This window comes from Henriciella barbarensis, assembly GCF_003576345.1.
In the GTDB taxonomy this organism is placed as follows: Bacteria; Pseudomonadota; Alphaproteobacteria; order Caulobacterales; family Hyphomonadaceae; genus Henriciella; species Henriciella barbarensis.
This window is the reverse complement of sequence record NZ_QWGB01000014.1, coordinates 86,743-101,687: the sequence shown is the minus strand read 5'-3', so window position 1 is coordinate 101,687 and position 14,945 is coordinate 86,743. Positions and strand designations below refer to the sequence as shown.

The 14,945-nt window shown below is 61.2% G+C and carries 14 protein-coding genes; 5 read left to right on the top strand and 9 right to left on the bottom strand.

All coding sequences use genetic code 11. The features are described 5' to 3' along the window. Positions 1–3: 3 nt before the first annotated feature. From scpA to D1224_RS14905, 3 genes are read left to right on the top strand one after another with little or no spacing between them, the layout of a single operon-like run. Positions 4–2,160 carry a methylmalonyl-CoA mutase gene (gene scpA, locus D1224_RS14915; RefSeq protein ID WP_119380732.1) on the top strand — a complete coding sequence of 719 codons (2,157 nt, stop codon included), beginning with the start codon at positions 4–6 and terminating at the stop codon, positions 2,158–2,160. A gap of 21 nt (positions 2,161–2,181) precedes the next feature. After that, positions 2,182–3,186 carry an endonuclease/exonuclease/phosphatase family protein gene (locus D1224_RS14910; protein WP_147372412.1) on the top strand — a complete coding sequence of 335 codons (1,005 nt, stop codon included), beginning with the start codon at positions 2,182–2,184 and terminating at the stop codon, positions 3,184–3,186. 45 nt (positions 3,187–3,231) lie between these two features. Continuing rightward, positions 3,232–3,585, top strand: coding sequence for a metallopeptidase family protein (locus D1224_RS14905; RefSeq protein ID WP_233350575.1), 354 nt, complete (start codon positions 3,232–3,234; stop codon positions 3,583–3,585). Between the two features lie 20 nt (positions 3,586–3,605). On the opposite strand, the gene D1224_RS14900 is transcribed toward D1224_RS14905, so the two are convergent. After that, positions 3,606–4,307, bottom strand: coding sequence for a hypothetical protein (locus D1224_RS14900; RefSeq protein WP_119380729.1), 702 nt, complete (start codon positions 4,305–4,307; stop codon positions 3,606–3,608). A 191-nt stretch (positions 4,308–4,498) separates the two neighbouring features. Here D1224_RS14900 and D1224_RS14895 point away from each other — a divergent pair, with 191 nt between their 5' ends. Then, entirely contained in the window at positions 4,499–5,932 is a 1,434-nt protein-coding gene (locus tag D1224_RS14895; RefSeq protein WP_119380728.1) for an amidase, read from the top strand. A 7-nt stretch (positions 5,933–5,939) separates the two neighbouring features. Further along, a complete protein-coding gene (locus D1224_RS14890) occupies positions 5,940–6,332 on the top strand; it encodes a GFA family protein (protein WP_119380727.1) in 393 nt (130 codons plus the stop codon). On the opposite strand, the gene D1224_RS14885 is transcribed toward D1224_RS14890, so the two are convergent. The 8 genes from D1224_RS14885 to D1224_RS14850 all read right to left on the bottom strand — a co-directional run bounded on the left by D1224_RS14885 (position 6,329) and on the right by D1224_RS14850 (position 14,905). Next, entirely contained in the window at positions 6,329–6,871 is a 543-nt protein-coding gene (locus D1224_RS14885; RefSeq protein ID WP_119380726.1) for a periplasmic heavy metal sensor, read from the bottom strand. The genes D1224_RS14890 and D1224_RS14885 overlap by 4 nt on opposite strands. Beyond that, positions 6,864–7,343 carry a hypothetical protein gene (locus D1224_RS14880; protein WP_119380725.1) on the bottom strand — a complete coding sequence of 160 codons (480 nt, stop codon included), beginning with the start codon at positions 7,341–7,343 and terminating at the stop codon, positions 6,864–6,866. The genes D1224_RS14885 and D1224_RS14880 overlap by 8 nt, the downstream gene beginning before the upstream one ends. Beyond that, positions 7,340–7,882, bottom strand: coding sequence for a sigma-70 family RNA polymerase sigma factor (locus D1224_RS14875; protein WP_233350574.1), 543 nt, complete (start codon positions 7,880–7,882; stop codon positions 7,340–7,342). The genes D1224_RS14880 and D1224_RS14875 overlap by 4 nt, the downstream gene beginning before the upstream one ends. A gap of 98 nt (positions 7,883–7,980) precedes the next feature. Then, on the bottom strand, positions 7,981–8,487 hold the full coding sequence (locus tag D1224_RS14870; RefSeq protein ID WP_119380723.1) for an EF-hand domain-containing protein: 507 nt from the start codon (positions 8,485–8,487) through the stop codon (positions 7,981–7,983). A 48-nt stretch (positions 8,488–8,535) separates the two neighbouring features. Continuing rightward, positions 8,536–11,262: a bifunctional [glutamine synthetase] adenylyltransferase/[glutamine synthetase]-adenylyl-L-tyrosine phosphorylase gene (locus D1224_RS14865; protein ID WP_119380722.1), complete on the bottom strand. Its 2,727-nt coding sequence runs from the start codon at positions 11,260–11,262 to the stop codon at positions 8,536–8,538. A 9-nt stretch (positions 11,263–11,271) separates the two neighbouring features. Beyond that, entirely contained in the window at positions 11,272–12,675 is a 1,404-nt protein-coding gene (locus D1224_RS14860; protein WP_119380721.1) for a sensor histidine kinase, read from the bottom strand. Next, entirely contained in the window at positions 12,672–13,346 is a 675-nt protein-coding gene (locus D1224_RS14855) for a response regulator transcription factor (RefSeq protein ID WP_119380720.1), read from the bottom strand. The genes D1224_RS14860 and D1224_RS14855 overlap by 4 nt, the downstream gene beginning before the upstream one ends. A 23-nt stretch (positions 13,347–13,369) precedes the next feature. Further along, entirely contained in the window at positions 13,370–14,905 is a 1,536-nt protein-coding gene (locus D1224_RS14850) for a Do family serine endopeptidase (RefSeq protein ID WP_119380719.1), read from the bottom strand. Positions 14,906–14,945: the final 40 nt, after the last annotated feature.

Sequence of the window (14,945 nt, the reverse complement as noted above, 5' to 3'; positions counted from 1 at the left end):
CGTATGACCACCTTTCCCGATTTTACTAAGCTCGACCTTGGCACGCCGGGTGCGAAAGCGCCTGCGAAGCCGCACAAGCCGTCGCTTGAAACGCCTGAGGGTATCGACCTCGCCAAAACCTATTCGGCGGCGGACACCAAGGGTCTCGACTTCCTTGATGACTATCCAGGTCTCGCGCCATTCGGCCGTGGCCCCTACCCGACCATGTACACCCAGCGGCCCTGGACGGTTCGCCAATATGCCGGTTTCTCGACGGCGGAGGACTCCAACGCTTTCTATCGCCGCAACCTCGCCGCCGGTCAGAAAGGCCTGTCGGTTGCCTTCGACCTCGCGACCCACCGGGGCTACGATTCCGACCATGTGCGCGTGACGGGCGATGTCGGCATGGCCGGTGTGGCCATCGACTCGATCTATGACATGCGCACCCTCTTTTCGGGCATCCCGCTCGACCAGATGTCGGTGTCGATGACCATGAATGGCGCGGTCCTGCCGATCCTCGCGCTCTATATCGCAGCCGCGCAGGAACAGGGCGTTTCGCCGGACAAGCTCGCCGGGACGATCCAGAACGACATCCTGAAAGAGTTCATGGTGCGGAACACCTATATCTATCCGCCCAAGCCATCGATGCGCATTATTTCGGACATCTTCGCCTACACGTCTGAAAACATGCCGAAATATAACTCCATCTCCATCTCCGGCTATCACATGCAGGAGGCTGGTGCGACGGCAGACCTTGAGCTTGCCTACACGCTGGCAGACGGCATTGAATATATCCGGGCCGGGGTCGATGCTGGCCTCGACGTGGACAAGTTTGCGCCGCGCCTCTCCTTCTTCTGGGCGATCGGCATGAACACCTTCATGGAAGTCGCCAAGATGCGCGCCGCACGCCTGCTCTGGGCAAAGCTGGTGAAGGAAAACTTCAATCCGAAGAACCCGAAATCACTGAGCCTTCGCACGCACAGCCAGACCTCCGGCTGGTCGCTGACCGCGCAGGACGTCTACAACAACGTCATCCGCACCTGCCTTGAAGCCATCGCGGCTGTCGGCGGCCAGACCCAGTCCCTGCACACCAACAGCTTCGACGAAGCGCTTGCCCTGCCGACCGATTTCTCGGCCCGCATCTCGCGCAACACGCAGCTCTTCCTGCAACAGGAAGGCGGCGCCTGCCAGACCATCGACCCCTGGGGCGGCTCTTACTATGTCGAGCGCCTTACGCATGATCTCGCCGCCAAGGCGCTCACCCATATCGAGGAAGTCGAGAGGCTCGGCGGCATGCGCAAGGCGATCGAGGAAGGCGTGCCGAAGCTGCGCATCGAGGAAGCGGCCGCCCGCACGCAGGCGCGCATTGATAGCGGCGAGCAGACCGTGGTCGGCGTCAACAAGTTCCTGCTCGACCAGGATGAGGACGTGCCGGTTCTGAAGGTCGACAATGCCACCGTGCGCCGCATGCAGCTCGACAAGCTGAAACGCCTCAAGGCTGACCGCGACCAGGCCGAAGTTGATGCCAAGCTCGACGCCATTGCGCTCGCGGCCGAAAACGGCAAGGGCAACCTTCTCGCGCTCGCCGTCGAAGCGGCCAGTGCAAAGGCAACCGTTGGCGAAATTTCCGAAGCTGTCGAACGCAGTCAGGGACGTCACCAGGCCGTGATCCGCTCGATCAAGGGCGTCTATGGCGGCTCTATCGGCAAGGATGACAAGGCCGAGGAGGCACGTAATCTAGCGGAGGCGTTCGCCTCAAGCAAAGGCCGCAAGCCCCGGATTTATATCGCGAAAATGGGTCAGGATGGACACGATCGCGGCCAGAAGGTCGTCGCGTCCGCGCTCATGGACCTTGGTTGGGATGTCGAGATCGGCCCCCTTTTCCAGACGCCGGAAGAAGCCGCCCGTGACGCCCGCGCCGCCAATGTCGATATCGTCGCCGCCTCTTCGCTGGCTGCCGGCCATCTGACGCTCATCCCGGAGCTTCGACGTGCCCTCGGCAATGAAGGCGCCGTCAGCACACAGATCATTGCAGGCGGTGTGATCCCGCCTGGTGACTATGATGCGCTGAAGGCGGCTGGTGCGTCGGCCATCTTCCCGCCCGGCACGGTGATAGCGGATGCCGCGCGCGCCATGCTGGAGTCGCTGGAAGACAATCCAGCCCCGGCGGCGGCCGAATAGGTTGAAACCGGAGCAGCCGGCATGAGACGTTTGGCGGGCCTGCTGACAGGGCTCAGCGCGATTGTCGTTGCTGGCTGCATCCTTGTGGTCCTGAGCGGCCGTTATTCATCGCTTCACTGGATACTGGACTTTGTCGGCCAGTTTCAGCTGCCCGCGCTCTGGCTCATGATGACTGCCGCTATCGTGCTGGTCGCGACGATGCCCTTCAGCAAGGGTCACCTGGTCAATCTGATTTGCGCCAATGCCGCCGTTATTGTGGCAGCGTTTGGCTGGTACTGGCTCCTGCCGACAGCGCCGGATGTCGAGGCCGATCAGGGCGTCAGCGTCTACCAGCACAATATGTGGGGAAATCACCCCGATCCCGCCCGCACAGTAGAAGGCGCCATCAAAGCCGACCGGGATATTACCGTGCTCATCGAAGCCTATGGCGACAGGCTGGGCCCGGTGGAGGAAAAGCTGGAAGCGCATTGGCCTTATTATTCGCTCAACAAGATCGAAGGTAGCGGACCATCGGGCCTGCGCGTCTATTCACGCTATGAGATACTGAGCGCAGTCGGCCAGAACCCTGCCGGGTCGCCAGCGACGCTCGCTGTGCGCCTGCAGACGCCAGAGGGCATCCTGACTGTGCTCGTGATTCATTTCACCCGCCCCTGGCCCTTCGAGGAGCCAGAGGCCCAGATCCGCCAGCTGGACGGCCTTCTTGATGTCGTTGCTGACATTGACGGTCCGATGATCATGCTTGGCGATGTAAACTCGGCGGCCTGGGGCCGGATCGCGTCACCGCTCACGAAGGAGCATGGCTTCACGCTCGTCAACGACCCCCGCGCGGGGACCTGGCCATCGCGTTTGCCGCTCAAATTCAACGTTCCGAGCACCAGCCTTGCCCCCACATTCGCGATCCCCATCGACCTTGCGTTCTGTCGCGGGGAGATTGCCTGCGGAGGGCACAAGGTCGGGCAGCATCTCGGCTCCGATCATCGCTCGACGAGCTTCCGCGTGAGCCTTGGAACCGGCAACGGCCAATAGGAGCAACCCCTGCCCCAGGAACCGGACCTCGACCGCTTTCAGGAGATGGCAGAAGCTGCCTATCTGGGCTTGCCTGAAAACTTTCGGCGCGCAGCGGGGCGTATCGATATCCATGTGCGCGACTTTGCTGAAGCGGACGTGCTGGCAGATCTTGGCATTCGCGACCGCTGGGAGCTAACAGGCCTCTATCAGGGGATCCCGCTTATTCATGACAGCGTGACGTTTCCGAGCCCCGACAGCCCGCGCATCTTCCTCTACCGCCAGCCCCTGCTGGCTGAGATCAAGACGCGCCCGGATGTGACGCTGGAGGAACTGATCGAACATGTCGTGATCCATGAGCTTGGTCATCATTTCGGTTGGTCCGACGAGGAAATGCACCAGCTTCTGGAGGAAGACTGAGCGCGCCAGTGGCCAGCCTGTCATCGCATTTTCAAAGCGGGCCGGGAAACCGGGCTGCGTGCCCGTAGCTCACGGCCAACGAAAACGCGAATGAGCCAGAAAACCATGAGAGACAGCACCAGAAGCTCTGGCAGAGAGAGAAGACCAGTGTCGCGAATTGATTGAGGGAAGATACTGGAACCAGGCCCCGTGAAGAGCGACCCAACCGCAATGAATAGCGCCAGCGACATGCGCCAGAGGTGGCGCGCGGTACGTTGTCGGCCACGAATGCCTTTGCGCACAATAACTGAAAGGTCGCCAAGACCTGCAAGACCGACAATCGCTGCGAAAACCAAGTAAGGTTCGGCGCTATAGCCGGTCTTGAGCCCGTCCGGAGACGCCAGCGCTTCTGTCCCCCAAATGCCGCCAACAGTTGCGATGAGGACTGCCGGCACAAGGCAACCCCCTGCAACCACGCCGCCCCCCTGCCCCCAGCCCTGCATGGTCATCCAGGAGCTCAATACGAGATAGATCGTGAAAAAACCTGCCAGGAGGGTGATGAACTCTGGTTTCAGGCCCGCGAGAATTGTCCCGGCAAGCGCCGAAATGACCATCGAGACGACAAAGCCGAGACCGCTTGCCCGGTGCAGGGGGCTTCCCTTTCGCAGAGCGAGGGCCGGGCCACCCGCTGCAACGGCCGCGGTCCCAGCGATGATGTGCAGCAGCATAAGAATGGTCATCATGGTGGCCTCTGGTGAGCTCTAATGGGCCGAATTACCATGTTGTTTATTGTTTTTCAATATGGTTTTATCGTTTTTCAAAACGCTTTATCTTTACTGATGCGCGCAATGCTACGTCTTGCTCTGTAAGGTCTTCCCCCCGACGCCTCCATCCGACAGAGTGGCGAGAGAACAGGTATTGGAGGGAATCGAGAGTGAAGGAACTTGGACACTGCGACGCGACTGAGCTGGCATCCATGGTACGCGAGAAAGAAGTCTCACCAACTGAGTTACTGGATCTCGCGCTCGAGAGCGCGCAGGAAGCCCAGGGTGAGCTCAACTGCTTCTCATCCTTCTTCGAGGATGCCGCCCGCAAGCAGATCAAGGACGGCCTGCCGGAAGGCCCGTTCACGGGCGTTCCCTTTGCCGTAAAAGACCTTGGCGCGCGGCTGAAAGGCCAGCCGATCACTAGCGGATCGCGTGCATTCAAAGGCACGATTGCCGACATGGACGCCGAGCTCGTCAAGCGCCAGCGCGAAGCGGGGCTTGTGATCTTTGGCCAGACGACCAGCCCCGAATTCGGTCTCACCACATCCACTGAAAGCGCGCTCTACGGCCAGACGCGCAACCCCTGGAACACTGAGCATACATCTGGCGGTTCCTCCGGCGGGGCGTCGGCCTGCGTCGCGTCTGGCGTGATCCCGATGGCGCATGCAAGCGATGGCGGCGGCTCTATCCGGATCCCGGCGGCCTGTACCGGTCTTGTCGGCCTCAAACCCTCTCGTGGACGCGTGCCCATGGGTCCGCCCCTGTCCGAGAACTGGTTTGGTCTATCGACCAATCACTGCGTTGCGCGGTCAGTGCGCGATAGCGCGACGCTGCTGGATGTCACGCACGGACAGGAACCGGGTGCACGCTATATCGCCCCGCCGCCTGAAAACAGCTTCCTCTCAGCAGTCGAACGCGAGCCCGGACCGTTGAAGATCGCCGTCTGGAATACGGCCCCGAATGGCGTGAAGCCGGATAAGGACGCTAAGGCAGGCCTTGATGCGACGATGAAGTTACTCGGCGCGTTAGGCCATCATGTCGAGGAGGCCGGACCGGTTCTTGATGGAGAGGCGCTTGGCAAGGGCATGATGATCATGGTCTCGTCCTTCATGGCGTCGGTCGCAGACGAACGGGCTGCTCACTTTGGCCGACAGGTGGGCGAAGAGGATTTCGAGCCCGTCTCGCTGCGCTTCATCGAACTTGGCCGCCAGATCCCGATGTCTGAACTGGTGAAAACCAACAACGCCTTCATGGAAGCAGCCTGGCAGATGGAGACCTTCATGGATGAGGGCGGCTATGACCTTATCCTGGCGCCCACCCTCTCGCGTGCGCCTGTGAAGCTGGGCGTACTTGGACTCGATCCGCCTGATTTCGATCAGTATGGCGTCGACATTTCGAGCTTCGCAGCCTGGTGTCCCGTCTTCAACCAGACCGGCTGGCCAGCCATCTCGCTGCCGCTTCACTGGACCGATGACGGCCTGCCGCTCGGCATGATGTTCGGCGCGCGTCTCGGCAAGGAAGAGCTCCTCTACTCGATCGCAGGCCAGATCGAGCGCGCCCAGCCTTGGGCTGACAAGCGCCCGCCTGTCTGGGTGGGTTAGGCAAGGCATGGCTTTGACGACGCATCAGGGCGGCTGCCACTGCGGCGCCGTCCGCTTTGAAGTCGCGCTGGCGGCCCAGGTCGAGGTGGAAGATTGCAACTGCTCGATCTGCGCGATGAGCGGCAATGATCATATCATCGTACCCGCCAGCCGCTTTCGCCTGCTTCAGGGTGAAAGCGCACTGACCGAATACCGCTTCAATACAGGCGCGGCGCGTCATCTCTTCTGCAAGGTCTGCGGCATCAAGAGTTTCTATGTGCCGCGTTCCAACCCCGACGGCTATGCAGTGACGTGGCGCTGCCTTGATGACTGGCAGTCCATCGATGCTGCGATCGAGGAATTTGACGGCCAGAACTGGGAAGCCAACGCCGCAACCCTGGCGCATAAGTCCAAAGACTAGCGCGGCGGCGGGGGCCCCGGTCTCTCACCATTGCCCTCGGATCGGCCGCGTCTGTCAGACCTGCCACGCCGCTCAGCCCGGCGTGCCTCGACTTCTTCCAGCCATTCAACAAGTTCGCGGCGTTGGGCGTCATCAAGCGCGGCGAGCTGGTCTGTCAGCGTGGTCTGGAAGTTCTCATTAAGCGAGACGTCGGCTGCGCGTATGTCAGCAAAAGCCTGATCGACGGCCGCACGGTCAAACGGTGTCTGGCGAAGTGCCTCGACCAGCCGGTCCCGCGCCGTGCGCTTTTCCTGCCACTGCCCGCGCGCAGAACGGAAAGCATCGCGAAAAGCGCTACGAATCTCGCCCCGCTCTGTTTCTGGCACGATGGACTCGATCCCGCGCGCGATCATGTGCTCCGTGCCGCCACGCGGTCCACGGCGCTCCCTCTCCTGTTCGCCCAGCTGGCCGCCGATAAGGAAGCCGATGAGCAAAGTGTTCGCCACCAGTGAGACGATAAGCGCAATCGAGGTTTTGGACAGTCGGCTGCGGTCACTCATCTAGCGGCGCCTCTTCAAGATAGGTGTCGTACTGATCATAGCCGAGCGCAGCATAGACGACAGCTTCAGCTTCGGTCTCATAGCTGACAGGCACGCTGGAGGCCGATGCAGTGTAGCCCGCGAACAGCCCCATGCCGAGACTGGCAAGCGCGGCGCCCGCTGGCCAGCGGCGCCCATTCGGCATCAGGATACGGGAAAGCCGGGTTCCGAGACTGTCTCGCGAAGTGCGCGGCTGTGGCGCGTCGGCAAGAATACGTGCAGCAAGCGATGGGTCCGGCTCGGGCATCGGCTCTGCTTCGAAAGCCGAATCCAGAAGCCGGGCATCGGCCAGTGCGTCCGCAAAGCGCTCCGGATACGCGGCAAGATGCGCCTCGGCAGCCTCACGCTCATGCTCTGGCCAGGCCATTGGCCAGGCTCCATAGGCTTGCAGCAATTGAAGGACGCGCGCGTCAGTCATTCCTGTCTTTGTCATTCTTCCTGTCCTTCTGCCAAGGCCTGCCGGAGCGTTCTGCGCGCTCTCGATAACAGGCTTTCCAGTGCCTCTACGCTGACCTGCATGGCTGCGGCCGCTTCCTTGTTTCCCAGTCCCTCCAGGGCAGAGAGGGTAAGGGCTTCTTTCTGGCGTTCCGGCAACGCGTCTATCATCGTCGCTATCCGAGCGCCTGCCTGTTTCTGATGGAGGGCCTGCTCTGGCGGCAGGTCACCTGCTTCACGCTCAGGCAGCGTCTCCATCAGCACGGGCGTTTTCTTCTTCATCCGGTCCCGGCAGAGATTGATGGCTACAGTGCAGGCCCAGGTCGAGAATTTGGCCCTGCCTTCCCATTCGGGAAGCATTTTCCATGCCCGCAGAAATGTCTCCTGCGTCACGTCTTCGGCCTCCTGACGATCGCGAAGCATGCGAAAGGCCACACGCCAGACAACCGGCATGTGACGATTGACCAGCGCGGACTGGGCCATCCGGTCTCCGGCAGCTGCCCGCGCGATCTGATCTCTCTCAGAAGAATCTGACACGTTTTGAGCATAGCGGCGGCCATGCGAGTTGCGAGGGAGGAAATCGTCAAACCTCGCTATGGCCGCCGCATCGCTCATTCCTGGCTAGTCCTAGCGGACTATTCCTGGACCTGGCGTTCACCGCGGCGATGACCGCCGCCGCGACGATGACCGCGATGACCTTTCATCTCGGAAAGTTCAGCTTCGGTGATCTCACCGTCGCCATTGGCATCGACACGATCGAACATCGGCATGCCGCGCGTTTCGAACTCATCAATCGAGATCACGCCGTCGCCATTATCGTCCTGACGGTCGAACATGCGCTGCTTGCGCTTTTCCATACGGCGCTCGCGCTCGGCCTTACGGAAGGCTTCAATCTCGTCAAGGCTCAGGCCACCATCGCCATTGGTATCGGCTGCGGCGAAACGTTCGGCTTTCAGCGCGTCGACTTCTGCGGTCGAGATCACGCCATCGGAGTTGGTGTCGAACCGCTCGAGCATACGCTCCGTGCGCATTTCGCGGCGGTCAGAGCGATCGCCATCCTTGTGATGGTCAGCGAAAGCAAGGCCAGCTGCGGCCACGGACAGGATGCCGGTCATTGTTGCGGCAAGTGCAAGTTTCTTCATATCGGGTCCTCTTTTTTTGCGTTACCCGACAGGTGAGACGAAGAGCTGTCAGGAATCCGTCGCAAGAGGCCCGATTTTCTTGCAGCGAATGTCAGCGACCGCACGGCGTACCTCGCTGTAGCGGTGCTCAAGTACCTGAAAACCCGGGCAATCTGCAGCTAGTGCAAGGCGCTCCTTGAGCGCTCTCGAGAAGTCCTGTGAGGAGACCTCGCTGCCAACAGCGACGCGCTGAACCTGCTGCAATGATTGCAGGAGGCTGAAAGCATGGTTTAGCGATTGCGCTTCGTCCCCGGACAGGAATCCATCATCGCGAAGTGTCTCGACCGCTTCGCCGGTACTGGCGCGAATAACCTCCGGGTTACGGCTGAGAAGCATGCCCTGCTGCAGGACGAATTCGAGATCGACCAGCCCGCCTTCCGTCAGCTTGATATCCCATTCCCCGCGCGGCGGCTTCTCACGCCAGAGGCGCTGGCGCATGTCCAGAATATCGGCCTTGCGCTCTTCATCAGTCTTCCCGGACACGATGGCGTCACAGGCAATATTTTCCATTCGCCGGGCGAGCGTTTCATTGCCAGCGATACTGCGAAGCCGTGTCAGCGCCATCAGCTCCCACGTCCAGGCCTCGTTGTGCTGGTATTTGTCGAAGGCAGACAGCGAGACGGCAACGGGACCTGATCGCCCCGATGGGCGAAGGCGCATGTCGGTCTCATAGAGATTGCCTTCGGCCGTATCGGCTGAAATTGCGGTGATCAGCCGCTGCGCAAACCGGGTAAACCAGCCGCCTGCTTCGAGCGCGCTTTCTTCGCTCGGTTCGAAAACGATGAGAAGGTCAAGATCAGACCCGGCTGTCAGTTCTCGCCCCCCTAGCTTGCCAAGCGCTGCGACAACCCAGTGCCCGGGCTGGGGGCCATATTTGCGGGCTGTCTCAATCGCCGCCGCATCCGCCATCAGACGTACACAGGTGTCAGCCAGATCACTCCAAGCGAGCGCCGCCTGAGAGGCCGGGAGCCGCGAATGAAGCAGTCTGTGGCCGATCAGGAAGGCGCGTTCATTCTTCCAGCGCCGGACCTCGTCCATCCGGCTCTCGAAATCCATCGCCTTATCGAATGATGGCGGAAATTCGGGGGCGTTCTGCGACACGAGCGTTTCGAGCAAAACCGGGCGGCGCGCCAGCGTCTGGGACAGGCGCGGCGCAATGGCGAGCGTCGTGACGAGGTCTTCCAGCAGGTCTTCCTCGGCGACGAGCATGGAAAGCGTCTGGATGCCCGCGCGAAGCCCTTCAAAGAACTGGGTAAAACGCAGGAATGCCGTGTCCGGCTCGCCCGTCCTGCTCATGTTCAGCAAGAGGTCTGGCAGGAGCGCGGTCAGCAGCCCCCTGCCCCGCTCTGTACGAGTCGCCGGCGTCCTGCCCCGATGCCAGTTCTGGATGGTTGAGATCACGCGGGACGGATCAGAGAAACCAAGAGAGGAGAGCGTCGCGACCGTGCCCGGGTCATCGTCAACGCCGGTGAAGACGAGATTCCCCTCTGCCGCCGAACGGGTCTTGCGCTCTTGTTCTGCAAACAGGTTGCTGTAGTGGCGTGACACCAGGGTGCGTGTGGCCTGCAGGTCATCATCGAACGCTGCGAGATCATCATAGCCGCAGAGACGAGCCACCAGCGTGCGGCGCTCCTCGTCCTTCGGCATACGGTGGGTCTGCTCGTCCTGCAGCATCTGGATACGGTGCTCGGCTGCGCGAAGCACGACGTAGGCTTCTGAAAGCTCTTGCGCTACCGGAGCTTCGACCGCCTTGGCCGCCACAAGTGCTTGAAGGCCGGAAAGGGTCTGGCGCCCGCGCAGGTATTCATCACGTCCACCGAGAATGATCTGCTGCGTCTGAACGAAGAACTCGATCTCACGAATACCGCCCGGCCCGAGTTTCACATCTGGCGCTTCATCTGCCAGCGCGACCCCCGCCTTGGAGTTGATCATCCGTTTCACCGCCTGAACATCGGCGATGGCCCAATAGTCCATATGCCGGCGCCAGACGAAAGGCGCGAGCGTTTGAAGAAACTCTTCGGCACAGCCGGGATCACCCGCCACCGTGCGCGCCTTGATCCAGACCATCCGTTCCCAGTTCTGGCCGACACTTTCATAGTAGAGGCTCGCCATGCGTGTTGAGACCGCTGGCGGGGTGGATGACGGATCAGGCCGCAGACGGAGATCCGTCCGGAAGACGTATCCATCGCCGGTCTGATCTTCCAGGATACGCATTGTATCCTGGATGACCCGGTTCGCCTTGTCCTGCGCCTCGGCGGAGCCGCCATCGAAGACCTGAGCATCGAAGAAGGCCGCGACATCAATATCCGAAGAGTAGTTAAGCTCAAACGCCCCCATCTTGCCGAGCGCGAAGATGAAAAGGCCATCAGGCTTGAGCCCCTTGGCATTCAGCGCAGCCTGAAGCGCGGCCCTCAAGGCAACGTCTGCAAACGCAGTCAGCTTTGCGACGACATCTTCCAAGGGCCATTCACCAGCAAGATCGCCAGCAGCGACGGCCATATGATGCGCAAGTTTGGCACGGCGGAGGGCAGCCATTGTCTCGTCAATGGAAGACGCGTCTGCCGCGGCTTCAGCTTGCCGGATCGCCTCGTCGTGGAGCGCGCCGGCGCCCTTACTCTTCAGAAGTTCCAGCGCTTCGGGCACGCGCCGTGCGAGTCGGGCCAGGTAAGGCGCAATGTCTGAACCGGTCTGGAAAGCGTCGGCTGCGGTGTCGGCAAGGGGGCGGATATTCAACATCCCCGGGTTCTAGCGTTCGCGCGGCAGAGAAAAAACCGTTTTCAGACCGAAAGGCTCTGGTTCTTCATGCGCCCAGAGAAGTTCGATCTCGCCCTTGTGCAGATCCGCGACAGAATCCACCAGCGCAAGGCCGAGGCCGGAGCCACTTTGCGTGCGGGCTTCGTCGAGGCGGAAGAACCGTTCTTTGGCGCGCTCGCGCATATCCTCGGAGATGCCGGGGCCGGTGTCGCTCACCTCAATGATAATCTCATCAGGGGTCCGCATGGCCTCGAGCGAGATGCTACCATTCTCCGGTGTGTACTTGATGGCATTGTCGAGAAGGTTGGAAATGGCCTGTGCCAGAAGCTCACGGTCGCCCAGCACGAACAGGTTGTGGCCAATCTCGCTCTCGAATTTAAGGCCCGCATCCTCACAGGCTGGTTCATAGAGATCGGCGAGCTCCAGCAGCATTTCCCGCATATCGAAGCGGACCAGCCGGCCTTCGGCGCCCGCGTCAAGGCGCGAGAGGCGCAGGATCGCATTGAAGGTCGCGAGGACGCGGTCGACTTCCTCGACCGTATGGGCGAGTGTTTCGCGGGCGGTTTCTGTGTTCATTTCACCCAGCAGTGCCGTCTCAAGCCGGTTGCGAAGGCGCGATAGCGGTGAACGGAGGTCATGCGCGATTGAATCGCCCGTGTGGCGACTGGACGCCATGAGGCGTTCCAGCTTTTCGAGCATGGTGTTGAGGTGGGTGGCAAGCCGGTCGAACTCGTCGCCGGACCCCTGAACCGGGGCGCGAACGTAGAGGTTGCCCGCAACGACGGCCTCAGTCGTGCGGGTCAACTGTTCAGCGCGGCGGGCCGCATAGCGCGAGATGAAGATGCCGCCGATCAGGGCAAGGAGGACACCGATCGGAGCTGCGGTCGTCACGGCCTGCGTGATACGGCGGACGATACGCCCACGCTCACCGGTTTCGATCGCGACCAGAAGAACGTTGCCATTCGGCAGGCGGACAATACGGCCTTCAGCTTCCGTCAGGCCGGGTTCTGCGCCCGGCCGCGGGATCTCTATGGTGAGGCTGACATTGCTGACATCGCCAACCGTTGCAGGCGGTGTCACGGGCAAGTTCGGGAAATCACCGATGAGGCGCTCGCCGTCCGGCGTTTCAAGCTGATAGCGGAAAGGCGCGCCCGGGACGAGCGCGCGCTCAATCAGGGACTGCTCGAGCCGCTCCATGCCGCCGGTATAATAGGCAAGCTCAAGCGCGCCCATTTCGGCTTCGAGGCGTTGGTCCGCCTCTGCACGCAGAGAGCCGACCGTCGCCTGGAACAGATAGGACAGGAGAAGAAAGGAAAAGAGGCCGAACAGGACTGAATAGACCAGCGCAAGCCGGAACGTTGTCGTCCGGACAAATGCGAAACGGCCCGATTTCATCCTTGCAGGCAGTAACCTGCGCCGCGAACGGTCTGCAGGAGCTGCTCGTCGAAATCCTTGTCGATCTTGGCGCGAAGGCGCGAAACGTGGACGTCGATCACATTGGTCTGGGGGTCAAAATGATAATCCCAGACCTTCTCAAGAAGCATGGTGCGCGTCACGACCTGGCCGGCATGGCGCATCAGGAATTCCAGCAGGCGGAATTCTCTGGGTTGCAGGTCGATCTTCTGGCCCTGCCGCCAGACCTTGCGGGCGAGCAGGTCCATTTCGAGATCAGCGACCTTGAGCTTGGTGACCGGCGGTTCACCGGTGGTCTGACGCCTACCAAGCGCCTCGACGCGCGCAGCCAGTTCCTGCGGGGCGAAAGGCTTGGCGAGATAGTCATCAGCGCCAGCTTTCAGGCCTTCAACGCGGTTGTCGACATCCGACAGGGCGGAGAGGAAGAGGGCCGGCGTCTGCCCGCCCCCATTCCGGTATTCCTCGACGAGTTTGAGCCCGTCCTTCTCAGGAAGCATCCGGTCCACAACCAGTGCATCGAACTCGCCTTCCCGGGCCTGGACGAGGCCGTCCGCGCCGTTTTCGGCGATTGCGACCTCATGACCAGCCTCTGAAAGGACCTGATTGATGAATTTCGCATGCTCGCGATCATCTTCGATGACTAGAATCCGCATGAACCGGATCTCCTCTCTGAGCGTCAGTCCGACGCTGCCTCACTGATGTCGGCAGTAACGAACAGTGTCCGCTGACCGTTCCGCACGGCGAGAAGCAGCTTGTCACGGCCCTTCTCCTTCATGTCGGCAATGGCCGTCTCAAGATCACTGACCGAGCGCAGCGGCGCACCGGCAGCACTCAGGATCGCCATGCCTGCACGAAGGTCGTACTGGGCAAGCGGGCTATCGCTGTCGACGCCGGAAATCATAAGGCCGGCTTCATCAGCATTGAGGCCAAGCGTGCGACGGTCGGTATCCGTGAACGGGCGGAGCGACAGGCCGAGGGGGCCGTCTTTCGCCGAATCCGACGTGCTCTTGTCAGTCGAGTCCGAGTTGGAGGACGCGATCTCGTTCGGGTTCTCTGGTCGTTCACCAACCGTGACGTTGACAGTCTGCTGCTCACCGCCGCGCAGGACAGTGAACGTGTTGTCAGACCCCGCCATAAGGCCACCGACCAGACGCGTCACAGACGTTGCGTCTGTCGTGTTCGTGCCATTGACCGAAAGGATGATGTCGCCGCGCTGGAGACCGCCGGACTGGGCCGGGCTGTCTGGATTGACGTCTGCGATGATCGCGCCGCGGGCCTCTTCGAGACCCTGAGCGTCCGCCATGTCCTCGGTGACATCCTGAATGGTAACACCGAGCCAGCCGCGCGAGACACGGCCATCCTGGATCAGCGCATCAGTAACGGTCACTGCGAGCTGCGCCGGAATGGCAAAGCCGATCCCGACCGAACCGCCCGTTGGCGAGAAGATCGCGGTGTTCACACCAACGACGCGGCCTTGAAGGTCAAAGGTCGGGCCGCCGGAATTACCGCGGTTTATAGCTGCGTCGATCTGCAGGAAGTCCGTGTACGGGTTGTTGCCGCCAAGCTCGCGGCCATCGGCAGAGAGAATGCCGGCGGTTGCCGTTCCGCCGAGGCCGAACGGGTTGCCCAGCGCCACGACCCAGTCGCCGCGGCGTAGCTGCGTATCTGTTTCAAACTCCACGAAGGGGAACGGACCGCTTTCGGTTACGCGGATGACGGCGAGGTCCGTCTGCGTATCGGTACCGACCAGTTCGGCGGCAAGCTCACGTCCATCTTCAAGGACGACTTCAATCTCGGTCGCGTCCTGGACGACGTGATTATTGGTGACGATGTAGCCTTCTTCGGAAATGAAGAAGCCAGAACCGAGCGAGCGCGCCTCACGGGTCTGTGGCTCATCCTCGAGCTCTTCCTCACGCTCGCGCATATAGTCATCGAAGCCTGGAAGGCCGCGGAAGCGCTCGAAGAACTCTTCCATATTGCCCATGTTACCGACTTCACGTTCGGAAACGACGTTCACGCTGACAACAGCGGGGCTTACCTTCTCGATAAGGTCTGCAAAACTCATCGGCGCGCCAGCTGGCGGCTCGATCGAAATCGGCTGTCTGGCATCAGCCTGCTGATAGAGAGCCGGGGCATAGACCAGAGCGCCTGCGCCAGCAGCACCAAAGACAGCGGCGACGAGGGCCTGTTTCGACATAGAGATCGCTTTCATATTCCTCACATACTCCTCAGAATTTATTGACTCGAATATT

Excerpts from the sequence above, each read along its gene's own strand:
- D1224_RS14865 (WP_119380722.1), bottom strand. The coding sequence starts at position 11,262 with ATGTTGAATATCCGCCCCCTTGCCGACACCGCAGCCGACGCTTTCCAG.
- D1224_RS14850 (WP_119380719.1), bottom strand. The coding sequence starts at position 14,905 with ATGAAAGCGATCTCTATGTCGAAACAGGCCCTCGTCGCCGCTGTCTTT.
- D1224_RS14880 (WP_119380725.1), bottom strand. The coding sequence starts at position 7,343 with ATGACAAAGACAGGAATGACTGACGCGCGCGTCCTTCAATTGCTGCAA.
- D1224_RS14900 (WP_119380729.1), bottom strand. The coding sequence starts at position 4,307 with ATGATGACCATTCTTATGCTGCTGCACATCATCGCTGGGACCGCGGCC.
- scpA (WP_119380732.1), top strand. The coding sequence starts at position 4 with ATGACCACCTTTCCCGATTTTACTAAGCTCGACCTTGGCACGCCGGGT.
- D1224_RS14885 (WP_119380726.1), bottom strand. The coding sequence starts at position 6,871 with ATGAGTGACCGCAGCCGACTGTCCAAAACCTCGATTGCGCTTATCGTC.
- D1224_RS14905 (WP_233350575.1), top strand. The coding sequence starts at position 3,232 with ATGGCAGAAGCTGCCTATCTGGGCTTGCCTGAAAACTTTCGGCGCGCA.
- D1224_RS14860 (WP_119380721.1), bottom strand. The coding sequence starts at position 12,675 with ATGAAATCGGGCCGTTTCGCATTTGTCCGGACGACAACGTTCCGGCTT.
- D1224_RS14870 (WP_119380723.1), bottom strand. The coding sequence starts at position 8,487 with ATGAAGAAACTTGCACTTGCCGCAACAATGACCGGCATCCTGTCCGTG.
- D1224_RS14910 (WP_147372412.1), top strand. The coding sequence starts at position 2,182 with ATGAGACGTTTGGCGGGCCTGCTGACAGGGCTCAGCGCGATTGTCGTT.
- D1224_RS14855 (WP_119380720.1), bottom strand. The coding sequence starts at position 13,346 with ATGCGGATTCTAGTCATCGAAGATGATCGCGAGCATGCGAAATTCATC.
- D1224_RS14890 (WP_119380727.1), top strand. The coding sequence starts at position 5,940 with ATGGCTTTGACGACGCATCAGGGCGGCTGCCACTGCGGCGCCGTCCGC.